11 protein-coding genes are annotated in these 15,390 nt (G+C 71.9%); 3 read left to right on the forward strand and 8 right to left on the reverse strand.

Annotated elements, in window-relative coordinates; genetic code table 11:
- Window position 1: 1 nt before the first annotated feature.
- From ACFY8O_RS03105 to ACFY8O_RS03130, 6 genes are all read right to left on the reverse strand, one after another.
- Window positions 2-2,581 carry a SpoIIE family protein phosphatase gene (locus tag ACFY8O_RS03105; RefSeq protein WP_387899539.1) on the reverse strand — a complete coding sequence of 860 codons (2,580 nt, stop codon included), beginning with the start codon at window positions 2,579-2,581 and terminating at the stop codon, window positions 2-4.
- 193 nt (window positions 2,582-2,774) lie between these two features.
- Complete coding sequence (locus tag ACFY8O_RS03110) at window positions 2,775-3,212, reverse strand: ATP-binding protein (RefSeq protein WP_145803546.1); 438 nt, start codon at window positions 3,210-3,212, stop codon at window positions 2,775-2,777.
- 718 nt (window positions 3,213-3,930) lie between these two features.
- Entirely contained in the window at window positions 3,931-4,335 is a 405-nt protein-coding gene (locus ACFY8O_RS03115; RefSeq protein WP_145803548.1) for a (deoxy)nucleoside triphosphate pyrophosphohydrolase, read from the reverse strand.
- Between the two features lie 30 nt (window positions 4,336-4,365).
- Window positions 4,366-4,566 (reverse strand): SPOR domain-containing protein, encoded by a 201-nt coding sequence (locus tag ACFY8O_RS03120; RefSeq protein ID WP_145803550.1) that lies wholly within the window; start codon window positions 4,564-4,566, stop codon window positions 4,366-4,368.
- 188 nt (window positions 4,567-4,754) lie between these two features.
- Complete coding sequence (locus ACFY8O_RS03125) at window positions 4,755-6,485, reverse strand: purine-cytosine permease family protein (protein WP_387898267.1); 1,731 nt, start codon at window positions 6,483-6,485, stop codon at window positions 4,755-4,757.
- A 182-nt stretch (window positions 6,486-6,667) separates the two neighbouring features.
- Entirely contained in the window at window positions 6,668-7,420 is a 753-nt protein-coding gene (locus ACFY8O_RS03130) for a GntR family transcriptional regulator (RefSeq protein WP_145803553.1), read from the reverse strand.
- A 275-nt stretch (window positions 7,421-7,695) separates the two neighbouring features.
- Between ACFY8O_RS03130 and ACFY8O_RS03135 the strand changes: the two genes are divergently transcribed.
- The gene (locus ACFY8O_RS03135; protein ID WP_145803555.1) at window positions 7,696-9,039 is read left to right on the forward strand and encodes a glycoside hydrolase family 18 protein; all 1,344 of its coding nucleotides are present in this window, start codon (window positions 7,696-7,698) and stop codon (window positions 9,037-9,039) included.
- 80 nt (window positions 9,040-9,119) lie between these two features.
- Here ACFY8O_RS03135 and ACFY8O_RS03140 read toward each other — a convergent pair whose 3' ends face one another.
- Entirely contained in the window at window positions 9,120-10,709 is a 1,590-nt protein-coding gene (locus ACFY8O_RS03140) for a S8 family peptidase (protein WP_145803557.1), read from the reverse strand.
- A gap of 260 nt (window positions 10,710-10,969) precedes the next feature.
- Here ACFY8O_RS03140 and ACFY8O_RS03145 point away from each other — a divergent pair, with 260 nt between their 5' ends.
- Window positions 10,970-12,085 (forward strand): threonine synthase, encoded by a 1,116-nt coding sequence (locus ACFY8O_RS03145; protein ID WP_387898271.1) that lies wholly within the window; start codon window positions 10,970-10,972, stop codon window positions 12,083-12,085.
- 65 nt (window positions 12,086-12,150) lie between these two features.
- On the opposite strand, the gene ACFY8O_RS03150 is transcribed toward ACFY8O_RS03145, so the two are convergent.
- Window positions 12,151-12,633, reverse strand: coding sequence for a cupin domain-containing protein (locus ACFY8O_RS03150; protein ID WP_387898274.1), 483 nt, complete (start codon window positions 12,631-12,633; stop codon window positions 12,151-12,153).
- Window positions 12,634-12,722: 89 nt separating this feature from the next.
- On the opposite strand from ACFY8O_RS03150, the gene ACFY8O_RS03155 reads away from it, so the two are divergent.
- A complete protein-coding gene (locus ACFY8O_RS03155; RefSeq protein WP_387898277.1) occupies window positions 12,723-15,311 on the forward strand; it encodes a glycosyl hydrolase family 65 protein in 2,589 nt (862 codons plus the stop codon).
- Window positions 15,312-15,390 lie beyond the last annotated feature (79 nt).

Here is a 15,390-nt window from a genome sequence, read left to right on the forward strand (position 1 = left end):
GTCAGTACATGCTCAGCAACTGCTCCACGGAGAGTTCCGCGGCGGGCTCTCCGTCGGGCAGGGCAAGTTCGAACCAGACCGTCTTGCCGCGCGGGGTGCGCCGTGACCCCCAGGCCGCGCTGAGGAGCCCGACCAGCTGCAGCCCGCGTCCGCCCTCGTCGGTGTCGCGGGCGCGCCGGCGCCGCGGCTGGACGAGGCCCGCGTCCCAGACCTCGCAGACGAGCGTACGGTCCCGGAGCAGCCTGAGCCTGATCTCGCCCTCGCCGTACCGCAGCGCGTTGGTGACCAACTCGCTGACGAGCAGTTCGGTGGTGTCCACCAGGTCGTCCAGGCCCCAGGAGACGAGCTGTTCACGGGCCATCTCCCGGGCGCGAGCCACCGAGCGGAGCTCCCGCGGCAGCCGCCAGTCGCCGACCGCGTCCGGGGCGAGCCCCTGGATACGGGCCATCAGCAGGGCGATGTCGTCCTCGCCGTGCCGGGTGTCCAGCGTGGACAGCACGTGGTCGCAGACGTCCTCGAGCGGCTGCGAGGGCTCGGCCAGGGCGAGCCGGAAGGCGTCCAGGCCCTCGTCGAGCGGATGGTCGCGCGACTCGACGAGCCCGTCGGTGTAGAGGGCCAGCAGGGAGCCTTCCTTCAGCTCCACCTCGACCTCCTCGAACGGCTCGCCCCCGACACCGAGCGGCATGCCCGGCGGCACGTCGAGCAGCATCGCGGGTTCACCGGGCTCGGCCACCACCGGCGGGAGATGACCGGCGTTGGCGAAGGTGCACCGCCGGGTGACCGGGTCGTAGACCGCGTACACACAGGTCGCCAGGTAGACCTCGGAGAGGTCGGCCTCGCGTGACTTCTGGGCCGCCCGGGAGGGCCACTGGGCCCCGCCGCCCGCGCCGAAGCCGTCGCTGCGCTCGCCGCCGCCCGGGGTGCCCAGTCCCCGGGCGACCTCGTCCAGGGCGGAGAGCACCTCGGCGGGCTCCAGGTCCAGGAGGGCCAGGGTCCGTACGGCGGTGCGCAGTTCTCCCATGGCCACGGCGGCCCGCAGCCCGCGCCCCATCACGTCCCCGACGACCAGGGCGGTGCGGTGGCCGGGGAGCTCGATCACGTCGAACCAGTCGCCGCCGACCTCGGTGGCCGTGTTGCCCGGGAGGTAGCGGCAGGCGATGTCGAGTCCCGCGGCCTCCGGGTCGCCCGGCGGGAGCAGGCTGCGCTGGAGGATCAGCGCGCGCTCGTGCTCGCGGCGGTAGAGGCGGGCGTTGTCGATGCAGACCGCCGCGCGGGCGGCGAGCTCGGTGGCCAGCGCCCTGTCCCGCTCGCCGAAGGGTTCGCTGCCCTTCGTACGGGAGAACTGCACGAGGCCGACGACGATGTCGTGGGCGACCATCGGCACGGCGAGGGTGGAGTGGACGAAGCCGCGTTCGTCGCCGGGCACGGCCGTCACGCGTCCGCTGCGCAGGGCGACGGCGCAGGGCGAGTGGAAGGGGTAGCGGTGGACCGAGCCGAGTGCGGGCGGACCGGTGGCCCCGTGGGGTGCCCCCTCGCCGGCCCGGGCGCCGGGGATGACCCCGGGGAGCGCGTCGGACACGGCGCTGGCGTGGGCCACCCTGCGCAGGTCGGCCGAGCCGGTGCCCGACTCCTGATGGTGCCGCCCCCAGCTGGCGGGTGAGGCCTCCTCGCCGGTGAGCAGACCCTGGTACAGGTCGACGGAGGCCAGGTCGCAGAATCCGGGCACCGCGACGTCGAGCAGTTCCCGGGCGGTGGTCTCCAGGTCGAGGGAGTTGCCGATGCGTGCGCTGGCCTCGTTGAGCAGCGCGAGGTTACGCCGGGCACTGGCCGCCTCGCGGGCGGCGATGTGCCGCTGCGTGACATCGGTGGCCAGACCGGCTATGCCGATGGGGCGCCCCGAACCGCTGTGCACGCGGTAGAGGTTCATGGACCAGTGGCGCCGTCCCGGGGCGCCGGGCGGGGTCCCGACGAGCTGGAGGTCGGTGACCGCGTCGCCCGTGTCCAGTACCCGCCGGAGGGTGGCGGAGAGGCGTTCGGCCTCCGGCCGGGGCAGGTAGTCCTCCACGGTGCGGCCACGGTGGTCGTCGGCCTCGCCCCCGAAGACGGTCGCGAATCTCTGGTTGGCTCGTACGACGGTGAAATCGGTGCCGAAGAGGACGAAACCGAAGGGCGATTGGCCGAAAATCGCCTGTGAGGCCGCGAGGTCCGTCTCGATCCGCCGCAACGCCCTGACGTCGACGACGATGCAGAGCGCGGCACGTTCACCCGTCCCCGTCTCGCTCGGCATGACGTAGATCTCGGCGAGTCCGCGCACGGAGTTCTCACCCGGGATCCGGAACGGGACGAGGCCCGTCCATTCCTTGCCGTCGAGGATCTCACCGACCCGCCTGTGGGCATCCGGGCGCAGCTCGGCGGGCATGAACGCCTCGACCGGATCCTTGCCCACCACCTCGTCGGAGGCCATGCCGAACAGACCAGCGGCCCTCCGGCTCCACTGCTCGATCAGCCCGTCGGGCCCGATCGAGAATGAGGCGACCCTGATGTAGTCATAGATCGAGCCAGGCGGGCTGCTCTGCCACATGACGTCGCCCGCTGTCCCAGGTATCTCGCTCACGCGACCGTCCCCTCCAGCTCACACACCGGACCGGTCCTGCCCGCAGTATTCAGCACTACGGGCCTCACCGGCACGGCGTTCACGATCACAGCACGGTCTCAGTCCCTTTCAGCCAGGTTCTGCCCGACCTCCGGTGATCGCTGTGCGTCCCCTTGCACTCCTAACCAGACAGAGGGAGCTCGAACCACACGGTCTTGCCGGTCTTTCCGCGCCGGGTGCCCCAGCGGCGTGCGGAACAGGCCACGAGCTGGAGCCCGCGGCCCCCCTCGTCCTCGGGCCCGGCACTGCGTTCGGTGGGCGGATCCGGAACCGGATCGGAGACTTCCACGAGCAGGCCCGGCTCGTCCCCCCCGCCTGCGGGCCGTCCGCCGTCCGGATGCGGACGCACCAGCCGGACCCCGATGGGGCCGGAGGCATAGCGCAGGGAATTGGTCACCAGTTCACTGACGAGGAGGACGGCGACATCCCCCACCGCCGCGTTGAGCCCCCAGTGGTGCAGGGCGTCCCGGACCGCATGCCTGGCGCTGCGCACGGAGCCCGGTACCGCCGGAAAGCTCCACTCGGCGCACTCGCCTTCGGTATCGGTCACGCCGATCACTTCCCAGGGCCGGCTGCGGGCACATCCCTCGTCAAAGGACTAATCGGCACATACCCGATATTTGGTGCACCTTATCGCTGATGGTGAGGGATGGGTCGTACGGGCGTATGCCACCCCGGCCCACTCGCACGTCCGCCGGGCAGCCCACGCCGAGCGGGAGGGTACGCAAGGACACGGCGGCCCGGAACACGTGGCGCGAGGACGAACGAGCGGAGGAAAGGCCAGGCGGGCGGGGCGCGGCGCTACGGGCAACCGGAGGGAGGCCGAGCACGCGGGTGGGACGGGTACGAACGAGGAAGGGGGCGCCCGGGGAGGCGGCCAGGTCAGGGACGGCAGGCCGTCGCGCCTGGCCACGGCGCGTGCTCACCCGGCAGGCAGGCCACCGCACGCCGGGGCCGCACCCGCTCGCACGGCACGTCAGGCGCGCGTTCGCCAAGCCTCGGACGGCCCCCGCCCGGCCTACAGACACCCCCGGCCCGGCACGGCAGAGGCCCCTGCCCGGCACGTCGGCCCGCTCTCGACCCGGCGTCCGGCACACGGCCGCGCGGCACATCCGGCGCACGTCCCCCGGTCCGGCACGGCGGACACCTCTCCCGGCACGTCAGCCCGCGCTCCCGACCCGCTCGCCCGGCGCACGCCCCCGGGCCCGGCACGGCAGAGGCCCCCACTCGGCACACGGGAGAGCCCACCCTGCACGACGGCCACCCCACCCCGCACGTCAGGCGCGCCGCGCCTCGCGCAGGCGGCGCACGGCCTCGGTCACGGCAGGCCGGTCCTGGTCCAGCCAGTCGACGGAGTCCGCCTCCTCCGGAGCGAGCCAGCGCAGCTCGTCGTGGTCCTCCAGCGGGCTGGGCTCGCCCGACACGAGCCGGACCATCCACACCCGCAGCACGAGGCCGGGCTTCAGCGGCCACTCCCCGGGGATGCGCTCCAGCGGCTCCGCCTCCACGCCGAGCTCCTCCCGGAGCTCCCGTACGAGCGCCTGCTCGCCGCTCTCACCCGGCTCCCGCTTGCCGCCGGGCAGCTCCCAGCGGCCCTTCAGCTCCGGCGGGGCGCTGCGGCGGGCGGCCAGGAGCCGTCCGCCGTCACAGACGGCTCCGGCCACCACCACGGAATCACTCATGCGCCGGAGCGTAACCGGTGGCGTCTCCCGTTACGGGTGCGCGCCCCGGGTCGTGCGCTCCACCCAGTACAGCTGCTTGTGCCCGTTCCGGTCCAGGCCGTCCGCGATCTTCTGCGCCTCGTCCTGCGTCGCGTAACGCCCGACGCGGTACCTGTTGCCGTTGTCGTCCTGTCTGATCACCAGCCAGGGGAGCACGGCACCGCTGTCGGTCATGACGTCTCTCCCCAGCATCTCGCCCCTCTCCCCACCGGCGTGCACGTCTCTAAGGATCCCCAGGAAACCGCAGTACGCATATGCCCGAGCGTACGCCTGACCTTCACGCAGCGAATGCGGATTTACACAAAGAGGCACGCATCCGGCCACATCGAAGGGGGCGCACTCTCACGAATGCGCCCCCTTGGCGAGCTCCCCTCCCGGCGTCAGCCGGCCGGGGTCCTCGGGGCCGGCAGGGCCGGCATCGGCAGCAGCACCGGGGCCGCGCCCGATTCCTTGCGGCAGACGTCACCGCACTCCGCGTCCAGCGAGCAGCAGAGCGAGCAGATCGGACCGGCCTGGACGGGGCAGTCGGCGATGTCCGGCAGCTCGTAGGCGGTCTCGCAGACCGCGCAGGTGTGGGTGGCCGTGATGTCGGCGATCTCGACATCGGGGCCGTTGACCGGATTCGGGCGCGCCAGGTAGTACTTCCCCTTCGTCAGCCAGGCGATCGACGGGCAGAGGACCAGCGCGAGTCCGGCCGCGATGAAGGTGGAGAACGCCTCGGCGTACCGGCCGAACAGACCGAAGAAGGCGAGGATCGAGACGGTGGAGGCGATGACCATCGCCCCGAAGCCGGCCGGATTGACCGCGTAGAGGTAGGCGCGCTTGAACTCGATGTAACGGGGGCTCAGCCCGATCCGCTTGTTGATGACCAGGTCGGCGGCGACGGCCACGATCCAGGCGATGCCCACGTTGGAGTAGAAGCCCAGCAGCTTGTTGAGGGCGGCGAACATGTTCATCTCCATCAGCGTGAGCGCGATGGCGAGATTGAGGAAGATGTACCAGACCCGGCCGGGGTGCTTGTGCGTGATGCGGGAGAAGAAGTTCGACCAGGACAGCGAACCGCTGTAGGCGTTGGTCACATTGATCTTGATCTGGGAGACGATCACGAAGAGGGCCGCTGCGGGCAGCGCGAAGGAGCCGAGCCACGGCTTGAGGGCTTCGATCTGCGGCGCGATCGGCTCCAGGGCGTGCGTCTTGCCGACCGCCTCCAGCGCGACGAAGGCGAGGAAGGCGCCCCCCAGCTGCTTCGCGGCACCGATGATCACCCAGCCGGGACCGGCGGCGAGAACGGCGAGGTTCCAGCGCCGCTTGTTGGCCTCCGTCCGGGCCGGCATGAAGCGCAGGTAGTCGGCCTGCTCACCGATCTGGGCGATGAGTGAGAGCGCGACACCCGTGCCGAGCCCGAAGGCGATCCAGGAGAAGCCCGGACCGGCCCCCTCCGTACCGCCGAAGGAGCTGAAGGCGCCCCAGGAGTCCGGGGCTTCGAAGGCGAGCACCACGAAGGGCAGGATCATGCCGATGATCCAGACCGGCTGCGTCCAGGCCTGCACCTTGGCCAGCGCCCCCATGCCCCGGAACACGATGGGGATGACGATCAGCGTGGTGACCAGATAGCCGATCTCCACCGGCAACCCGATCGCCTGGTGCATGGCCTGCGCCATGATCGAGCCTTCGAGCGCGAAGAAGATGAAGGTGAAGGACGCGTAGATCAGCGAGGTCAGGGTCGAACCGAAGTAGCCGAAGCCCGCCCCGCGGGTGACCAGGTCCATGTCCAGGCCGTACTTCGCACAGGCCCGGGCGATCGGTATGCCGGTGAGGAAGATGATCGCCGCCGCAGCCAGGATCGAGGCCAGCCCGCTGGTGAAGCCGTAGGTGAAGACGATCGACGCGCCGATCGCGAAGTCGGCGAGATACGCGATGCCGCCGAGCGCCGTGCCCGCGACCGTCGAGGGCGACCAGCGCCGGAAGGAATGCGGCGCGTAGCGCAGGGAGTAGTCCTCGCGGCTCTCGTCGGCCGCGAGCCTGGCGTAGCTCCGCCCGGGCGGCCGGGGGCCTTCCTGAGGTTCGTGGAGCGGCGCCTCGCCCGGCGTGGACGTTGCGATGTCCGTCATCGGTGACTTCCCGTTCGTCGGTCCGGTGTGCGGGTGACGAACGGGAAGCTAGGAGGCGGACATGACAAGACGTCACGACGAAGGGTTGCCCGCCGGTTACGTACGCGCCGGAGGTGTTAACTCCGCATCACACGCGGCGGACAACCGGTCCCTCCCACCGGTCACCACGGCCGCCCCGCCCGCTATTTGACCGGCAGATGGTAGGCGATCCTGTACCGGTCGGCGGGCACCACGACGTCGGCCGTCTCCACCGCGCGGCCCGAGGCGTAGTACGTCCGTCCGATCACCATCACCACATGGCCCGGGACCCCGCCGAGCGCCAGGAGCTCCTCCGCCAGCCCCGGGCGCGCGCCGACCTCCTCGGCCACGTTGTCCACGACGATGTCGATGGCCGCCATCCGCTCGACCACACCGCAGCCGCCCAACGGGCCCTCCTCCGGCAGCATCACCGGCGTACGCCCCGTGACGGCCAGGGGCTCCCAGGACGTGGAGAGCATCACCGGCTCACCGGCCTCCCGGAAGACGTACCTCGTGCGCATCACACGGTCACCCGGCTCGATGCCCAGCCGCTCGGCGACCTCGGGGCTCGCCCCCTCCTGCTCGCTGCGGGACTCCCAGGTGCCCCGCGCCCCTTCCGCCGTCTGCTCCTGACGGAACGGGGTGGACCCCCCTCCCGCCCGGTAACCGGAGCGGGCGATCCTGCGCGGCACCGGACGCTCCCGCACGTAGGTGCCCGAGCCCGACCGCCCCTCCACGAGGCCTTCCGCCATCAGCACCTTGCGCGCCTCCAGCGCCACGGTGTCCGAGACCCCGTACTCCTCGCGGATCCGGGCCTGCGAGGGCAGGCGGGTGCGGGGCGGCAGCGCGCCGTTGACGATCTTCTCCCTGAGATCGCTCGCCACGCGCAGATAGGCGGGCTGCTCACCGAAAGCCACGGGCCACTCCCAACAGGTTGACAGACAGCAACAGCGTCGCAACGGTGGGTTGAAGACCGCAAGCGCAGGCCAGGGTTTCACTCGAAGTGATGATTCGCCGTCGACCAGCGCATACCCGAGCGGACTCCCGGCGGATGGCGACGGAGTCTTGACCGCTTTGGTCCAGACCAATACGTTCCTGTGCACAGCACGGCTCCCGTTGCCCCTCGGGCACCGGAACACCTCTCGGACACGTACCCGGCCCTCATCCCGGACCACGCACAGGAACGAGCCCCATGCGCCGAAGAACCTTGACCGGAACGATCACCGCCGCCTGCGCCCTCACCCTGCTCGCCGGCCTCGCCCCCGCCGCCACGGCGGAGGGCACCGACCGGGCCGCGGGCCACCACGACCGCGCGTACCGAACCGTCGGCTACTTCACCCAGTGGGGCGTCTACGGACGCGACTTCCAGGTCAAGGACCTGGACACCAGCGGTACCGCCGCCAAGCTGACCCACATCAACTACGCCTTCGGCAACGTCAGCCCCGAAGGTGAGTGCTTCACCGGCAACGTGCCCGGCGAGGCCGACGCCTGGGCGGACTACGCCCGTCCGCTGGACGCCGCCGGCTCGGTCGACGGTGTCGCCGACACGGCGACACAGCCCCTCGCGGGCAACTTCAACCAGCTGCGCGAGCTCAAGGACAAGCACCCCGGCCTCAAGGTGATGATCTCCCTGGGCGGATGGAGCTGGTCCACCCACTTCTCGGACGCCGCCCGCACCCCCGCGTCCCGCAAGGCGCTGGTCAGCTCCTGCATCGACCTGTACATCAAGGGCAACCTGCCCGTCGACGGCGCACGCGGTGGCGAGGGGGCCGCGGCCGGGCTCTTCGACGGTATCGACCTCGACTGGGAATGGCCCGGCTCGGCCGGCGACACGGACACCGTGTACCGCCCGGAGGACAAGCGGAACTTCACCGCACTGGTCCACGAGTTCCGCACGCAGCTCGACGCCTACGCCAGGAGCGCCCGGAAGGGGAAGCCGAAGCACTACGAGCTCTCGGCCTTCGTCCCCACCGCCCCCGCCAAGATCGACGCCGGCTTCGACGTACCCCGCATCATGCGGGACTTCGACTTCGTCAATCTCCAGGGGTACGACTTCCACGTCTCCGGCGAGACGACGACCGCCCAGCAGTCGGCCCTGTACGCCAAGGGCGACTTCAGCGTCGACCAGACGGTCCGCGACTGGATCAGGCGCGGCGCTCCCGCCCGCAAGCTGGTGATGGGCATGCCCTTCTACGGCCAGGGCTGGACGGGCGTCACCGGCGGCGGGGACGGGCTGGGGCAGCCGGCGACGGCACCCGCGCCCGCCACCTACGCCGCGGGCTACGAGGACTACAAGGCGCTCAAGAAGCTGGCCGATTCGGGGAAGTTCACGGTGCACCGGGACGCCCGCAACGGTCACGCCTGGCTGTTCGACGGCTCCACCCTCTGGACGTACGACGACCCGGCGGTGCTGCGCACCAAGACCTCGTACATCCGCGACCGAGGGCTCGGCGGTGCGATGTTCTGGTCGCTGGACGGTGACACGGACGACGGCGAGCTGATGACCGCGGTCGACCGGGGCCTGCGCCGGCGCTAGGCCCTTCCGCGGCCGGGGGACGGAGGCGAGGCGGGGCACCGGCCCCGCCTCGCGTTCACCGGTTCAGCTCACGGCCCGCGTCAGAACTGCAGGGCCCAGGAGTTGATCCGCCCCGTGTCGTAGGTGGCGTTGTCGGACACCCGGAGCTTCCAGGTCCCGTTGGCGGTCTCGGAGGAGGCGTTGACCGTGTACGTGGTGATCACGTTGTCGGCGCTGCCCCCCGTCCCGTAGGCCTTCAGGTTGTAGACCGAACCGTCGGGCGCGACCAGGTCGATCTTGAGGTCACCCGAGTAGGTGTGCGTGATGTTGACGGGCACGCTGAGCGCGGACGGCGCGTTGCCGCTGACGCCGGAGACGGTGATCGGGGACTCCACCGTGGAGTTGTCGGCTATGGCGTAGCCGGTCGTGCTCTCGAACTTGCTGCCGGTGGGCGGCGGGGTGGTGCCGCCCGAGCCGACGTTCAGCAGCTTGTTCGGGGAGCCGGTGCCGGGGTTCGTCACCACGCCGCTGGTCGCGGCGGCCACCAGCCCTGCGGAGACCTGGGCCGGGGTCTGGCCCGGGTGGTCGGCGAGGTACAGCGCTGCCGCGCCGGCGACGTGAGGGCTCGCCATCGACGTACCGCTGATGGTGTTGGTGGCGCTGTCGCCGGTGTTCCACGTCGAGGTGATCGAGGAACCGGGCGCGAAGATGTCCACGACGCTGCCGTAGTTCGAGAAGCTGGAGCGGGCGTCGGTGCTGGTCGTGGAGCCGACCGTGATCGCCGCGGCCACGCGCGCCGGGGACTTGGTGGAGGCGTTGGTCGACTCGTTGCCCGCCGCGACGGCGAAGGTGATGCCGGAGTTGATGGCGCTCTGCACGGCGGCGTCGAGCACCGAGTCCGCCCCGCCGCCCAGGCTCATGTTGGCGACGGCCGGCTTGACCGCGTTCGCCGTCACCCAGTCGATGCCCGCGACGACCTGGTCGGTGGTGCCGGAGCCGCTGTTGTCGAGGACGCGCACGCCGACGATCTTCGCCTTCTTGGCGACTCCGTACGACGTCCCGGCGACGGTGCCCGCCACGTGGGTGCCGTGGCCGTTTCCGTCCTGCGCCACGTTGTCGTTGTCGATGGCGTCGTAGCCGTTCGAGGCACGCCCGCCGAAGTCGCTGTGGCTGATGCGCACCCCGGTGTCGATGATGTACGCGGTGACGCCCTCGCCCGCCTTGTCCGGGTAGGTGTAGCTGCTGTTCAGCGGCAGGGCGGTCTGGTCGATCCGGTCCAGGCCCCACGAGGGCGGGGAGGGCTGGGTGCCCGAGATGGTGAAGGTCCGGTTCTGCACGACGGACTCGACGGCCGGGTCGGCGGCGAACTTCTTCGCCTGGGCGGCGGAGAGTTCGACCGAGTAGCCGTTGACCGCGGAGCGGTAGGTCCTCTTGATCGTGGCGCCGTACTCCGCGGCGAGCGCCTTGCCCGCTCGGGAGCCCGCGTCGGCTGCGGATTCGTCGAGCGTGACGATGTAGCTGCCGCTGATGGTGCCCGGGGCACCCGCGTTCTCGATCCGGCCTTCGGGAGCGCTGCCGGACGCCGCCGCCGGGAAGGCGGCGGCGGTCGCGAGCGCCAGGGCGGCGCCGGTGACGACGCTGGTCGCGGCCAGTCTTCGCGCGTAGCGTGCGGAACGACGTTCTGCTGCCATGGGGGGAAAGCCTCCTCGGTTGCGGTGCGCTGGGTGGGGATGCATGGGGGTGCACGGCCCGCATCGCGTCACCTGGGGGTGCGTCAGGTGGATGACACGACAGGCTGGATCACCGGTTGGTCATGAGCATGACAAACCAGACGCGGAGTGCTCCGCGCTCCATGTGGCTTCATGTGAGCGGCGCGCTCTGCTGAGCGAAAGATTGGCCGATCCATAGGAATCGCACAAGGGTGTCACTCGCCGGGCCATACATTGGCCACATGCCCGACACACGGACACCCACGGCCTCCTACCTCTGCCCACGGGACGGCACCCGGGCCGCCGCGACCACGCTGACCTGGTGCTGCCCCGTCTGCGAGGGCCCGTGGGACCTCGCCGCCGACGACCTGTCAGCGGTGCGTCCCGACGCGCTGAGCGGACGCGTCAATTCACTCTGGCGTTACGAAGAGGCGCTTCCCCTCTCCGCCCCGGAGGTCTCCCTCGGCGAAGGACGGACCCCGCTCGTCCCCCTCACCGCCCGGGTCTCGGCCAAGCTCGACTACCTGATGCCCACGCTCTCCTTCAAGGACCGTGGCGCGGTCATGCTCGTCGAGCTCGCCCGCCGGCTGGCCCCGGAGCGGGTCGTCGCGGACAGCAGCGGCAACGCGGGCACGTCGGTCGCCGCCTACTGCGCGCGCGCCGGGCTGCCGTGCACGGTGTACGTCCCGGAGGGCACCTCCCCGAAGAAGACCGAACAGATCCGGGCGCACGGCGCCCGTCCGGAGGTCGTGCCCGGAGGCCGGGAGGCGACGGCCGCCGCCGCACGGAGCGCCGCCGGGGAGGCGGGCACCTTCTACGCCTCGCACGTCTTCAACCCGTACTTCCTGCACGGCACGAAGACGTACGTGTACGAGATCTGGGAGGAGCTGGGCGGCACCCTGCCGGACGCCCTGGCCGTACCGGTCGGCAACGGCACCCTGCTGCTGGGCGCCGCCCTGGCCACCGGGGAGCTCCTCGCGGCCGGGCTGATCGACCGCCGCCCGGCCCTGATCGCCGTACAGGCCGAGGCGGTGTCCCCGCTGGCGGCGGCCTTCCACGCGGGGGCGGAGGACCTGCCGGACGTCCCCGGGCGGGCATCACCCACCCTCGCCGAGGGGATCGCCATCCCCCGCCCGCCGCGCGCCCGGCAGATCCTCGCGGCCGTACGGGAATCGGGCGGCACCTTCCTCACCGTGGCGGAGGACAGGATCAGGGCGGCGCAGCGGGACCTCGCCGCGCGGGGTTTCTTCGTGGAGACCACGGGGGTCGCCTGCTGGGCGGCCGTCGGGGACGTGACGGACCGGAGCGTGGTGGTGCCGCTCTGCGGGGCGGGCCTGAAGACGGGCCTGGCGCCCTGACGGTCACCGAGGCCGTGGCGGCTGCCCCGTGGGGCCGGTGCCGCGCCGTTGAATCCGACGGCCCGTCAGTCGGTCCAGTAGGTGTCGTGCTTGATGAAGAACTCCGCGCGTTCCTTCTCCGGCCAGTCGGAGACCTGGTGCACCTTCTCGAAGTACTCCTCGCGGGGTGCGCCCGGCGTGAAGAGCAGCAGCAGCGACGCCGGCTCCTCCGCGTCGTTGCGGAAGGCGTGCAGGCCGCCCTGCGGCACGTAGAGGAAGTCACCCGGCGTGGTGTCGGTCCACCGCTCGCCGTCGTAGATCCGCACCGTCCCGTCGAGGATGAAGAACGACTCCGAGATCGACCGGTGGAAGTGCGTGGCCGGGCCGCCGGCTCTCGGGCCGAGGGTGACGCGGTAGAGCCCGAACTCGCCGTGGGTCGACGCGGTCGTGGCGAGGTAGTGCGTGTTTCCGCCACTGCGTGTGAGCAGGTTCGGGGCGGTGTCGGCCGAGCGGTACTGCGCGGTGACCTCGCCCTCACCGCCCTGGTAGACGGGTTCCGGGTACGACATGCCGCTCTCCCTCTCCGGCCGTGGACCGGTCCGCTGCCCCCGCGCGCCGCTACCGCGCGGGCAGCGCCGCTTTCCCTACCTTTCGTACGGTGAGCCTCAAGCGCATCTCCCTTCTCACGCCCCTGGTCGCGGGCGCCTTGATCGCCCCCCTGCCCCCGCTCTCGTACGCGGCCGGGCACACCCCTTCGCCCGTCTGCGGCGGGGCCGACTCCCCCGCCGACCCCTCGTGGGCGCCGGCGTCCACCACCTTCGGCGAGGCCGAGGGCTACGACCCCTACGTCGGCAACGGCTATCTGGGCCACCGCGTGCCCGCCACCGGCGCGGGATACGCCGCCACGGGCGAGAAGACCGGCTGGCCTCTCTACACCCCACGGTACGACGGTGCCTTCGTCTCCGGGCTGTACGGCCGCGAGGGGAGCCTGGCCGGGGGCCGCGAGGTGATCGCCGCGCTGCCGAGCTGGACCACGCTCGACCTGCGCGTCGGCTCCGAGACGTACGGCTCCGCCACCCCTCCCGGGCGGATCTCCCGCTACCGTCAGACCCTGCATCTCCGCTGCGGCGTCGTGGTCACCTCGTTGCGCTGGACCACGGCCGACGGCCGCGCCACCGATCTGACCTACGAGGTGCTCACCGACCGCTCCGACGTGCACACCGGCGCCGTACGCCTGACGATGACCCCGCACTGGAGCGGCACCGCCACGGTCACCGGCAGGCTGGACGAGCGCGGTGCGCGACGGGTCACCGCCGGCGACGACGGCACCTTCCGCACCCTCGGCCCGGGCACCGAGGGCGCGATCGTCCAGCGGGGCACCCGGGGAGCTCGCACCACCAGGGTCGGCGCGGGCCGCTCGTACACCTTCGAGAAGTACGTCGGCGTCGACACCGCTCTCACCTCCCGCACCCCGCTCGCCTCCGCCGAGGCCGCCGCCGAGCGCGCGGCCCGGCGCGGCTGGGCCGGGGTCCTCGCCGGGAACGCGGCGGCCTGGCGTGCCGCCTGGGCCTCGGACGTGCGGGTGCCCGGCAGCCCGGACCTCCAGGCGTGGCTGCGGGCGGCCCAGTACGGACTGCTCGCCGGCACCCGTCCCGGTGCGTCGGACAGCATCGCCCCGGCCGGCCTGACCAGCGACAACTACGCGGGCATGGTGTTCTGGGACGCCGAGACGTGGATGTATCCGGGGCTGCTCGTCACCCGCCCCGAACTCGCCCGGTCCGTCGTCGAGTACCGCTACCGGACACGGACGGCCGCCCGCGCGAACGCGGAGAAGCTGGGGTACGCAGGGCTGTTCTACCCCTGGACCAGCGCGAGCCAGGGGCGTCTCGACTCCGAGTGCCAGAGCTGGGACCCGCCGCACTGCCTCACCCAGAACCACCTCCAGGGCGATGTGGCGCTCGCCGTCTGGCAGTACTACCTGGCCACCGGTGACCGCGCCTGGCTGGCCGGCCGGGGGTGGCCCCTGCTGAAGGGCATCGCCGACTTCTGGGGGTCGCGCGCCACGGCGAACGAGGACGGCAGCTGGTCGGTGAAGAACGTCGCCGGCCCCGACGAGTACAGCAACGGGGTCACGGACGGCGTCTTCACCAACGCCGTCGCCGCCACCGCCCTGCGCCACGCCACCCGAGCCGCCGAGATCCTCGGCCACCCCGCGCCCCCCGCCTGGACCCGGGTCGCCGACGGGCTGCGCATCCCGTACGACGCCGAGCGGAAGATCTTCCTGCAGTACGCCGGCTACAACGGCTCGACCATCAAGCAGGCCGACACGGTCCTGCTGATCTACCCGCTGGAGTGGCCGATGGAGGAGGGGGCCGCCGCCGCGACCCTCGACCACTACGCCGCCCGCACCGACCCCGACGGGCCCGCGATGACGGACTCGGTGCACGCGATCGACGCCGCCGCGATCGGGGAGCCGGGCTGCGCCACGTACACGTATCTCCGGCGCGCCGTACGCCCGTTCGTCCGGGGGCCGTACCACCTCTTCTCGGAGGCGCGGGGGGCGAAGTCCGGCGCCCAGGACCCGCTGTCCGGCTTCCCCGCCGAGGACTTCCTCACCGGGAAGGGCGGCCTCCTCCAGGTCTTCACGCACGGGCTCACCGGGCTCAGGCTGCGCGAGGACGGCGTACGCCTGGACCCGCTGCTGCCGCCCCAGCTCCGTGACGGCGTGGAGGTGACGGGGCTGCGCTACCGGGGCCGTACGTACGACGTCGCCGTCGGCCCCCGGACGACGACGGTCCGGCTGACGGAGGGTGCCCCCTTCACGGTCCACACCCCCGCGGGCCCGCGCCGCCTCTCCGGCACCCTGACGCTCCCCACCCGCCGCCCCGACCTCACCCCCACGCCGGACGCGGCCCGCTGCCGCCCCGCGACGGCCACCTCCGAGGCCCCGGGGCTGTACGCCGAGGCGGCGGTGGACGGCAGCCCGTCGACGTCCTGGTCACCTGACGGCGCGTCCGGCTCCCTGACGGTCGCGCTGCGCGACGCGACCCGGATCGCCGCGCTCACCCCTCGCTGGTCGGACGTGACCCCGGCGGCGCACACCCTGGAGACCTCCCTGGACGGCCGCACCTGGCGACCGTTCCGGCCGGAAGACTCGGCCCGCAGGATCCGGCTGACGGTGCGCTCCGCGGACGCGGAGAAGCCGGCAGGGGTGACGGAACTGACCGTCACTCCCCAGGCCCGGTAACTCCTTCCGCACGTCCCCCCAGGTCTGCGACCGTGTCGCTTCCTCCGGGCCGGCCGCCACCACCGGCGCGGTGGACGCG

Source organism: Streptomyces argenteolus (assembly GCF_042902585.1).
In the GTDB taxonomy this organism is placed as follows: domain Bacteria; phylum Actinomycetota; class Actinomycetes; order Streptomycetales; family Streptomycetaceae; genus Streptomyces; species Streptomyces argenteolus.

Bases quoted from the DNA above. Each gene is read 5' to 3' on its own strand.
- ACFY8O_RS03105 (WP_387899539.1), bottom strand. From the start codon at position 2,581: ATGTGGCAGAGCAGCCCGCCTGGCTCGATCTATGACTACATCAGGGTC.
- ACFY8O_RS03115 (WP_145803548.1), bottom strand. From the start codon at position 4,335: ATGAGTGATTCCGTGGTGGTGGCCGGAGCCGTCTGTGACGGCGGACGG.
- ACFY8O_RS03120 (WP_145803550.1), bottom strand. From the start codon at position 4,566: ATGCTGGGGAGAGACGTCATGACCGACAGCGGTGCCGTGCTCCCCTGG.
- ACFY8O_RS03125 (WP_387898267.1), bottom strand. From the start codon at position 6,485: ATGACGGACATCGCAACGTCCACGCCGGGCGAGGCGCCGCTCCACGAA.
- ACFY8O_RS03135 (WP_145803555.1), top strand. From the start codon at position 7,696: ATGCGCCGAAGAACCTTGACCGGAACGATCACCGCCGCCTGCGCCCTC.
- ACFY8O_RS03140 (WP_145803557.1), bottom strand. From the start codon at position 10,709: ATGGCAGCAGAACGTCGTTCCGCACGCTACGCGCGAAGACTGGCCGCG.
- ACFY8O_RS03145 (WP_387898271.1), top strand. From the start codon at position 10,970: ATGCCCGACACACGGACACCCACGGCCTCCTACCTCTGCCCACGGGAC.
- ACFY8O_RS03150 (WP_387898274.1), bottom strand. From the start codon at position 12,633: ATGTCGTACCCGGAACCCGTCTACCAGGGCGGTGAGGGCGAGGTCACC.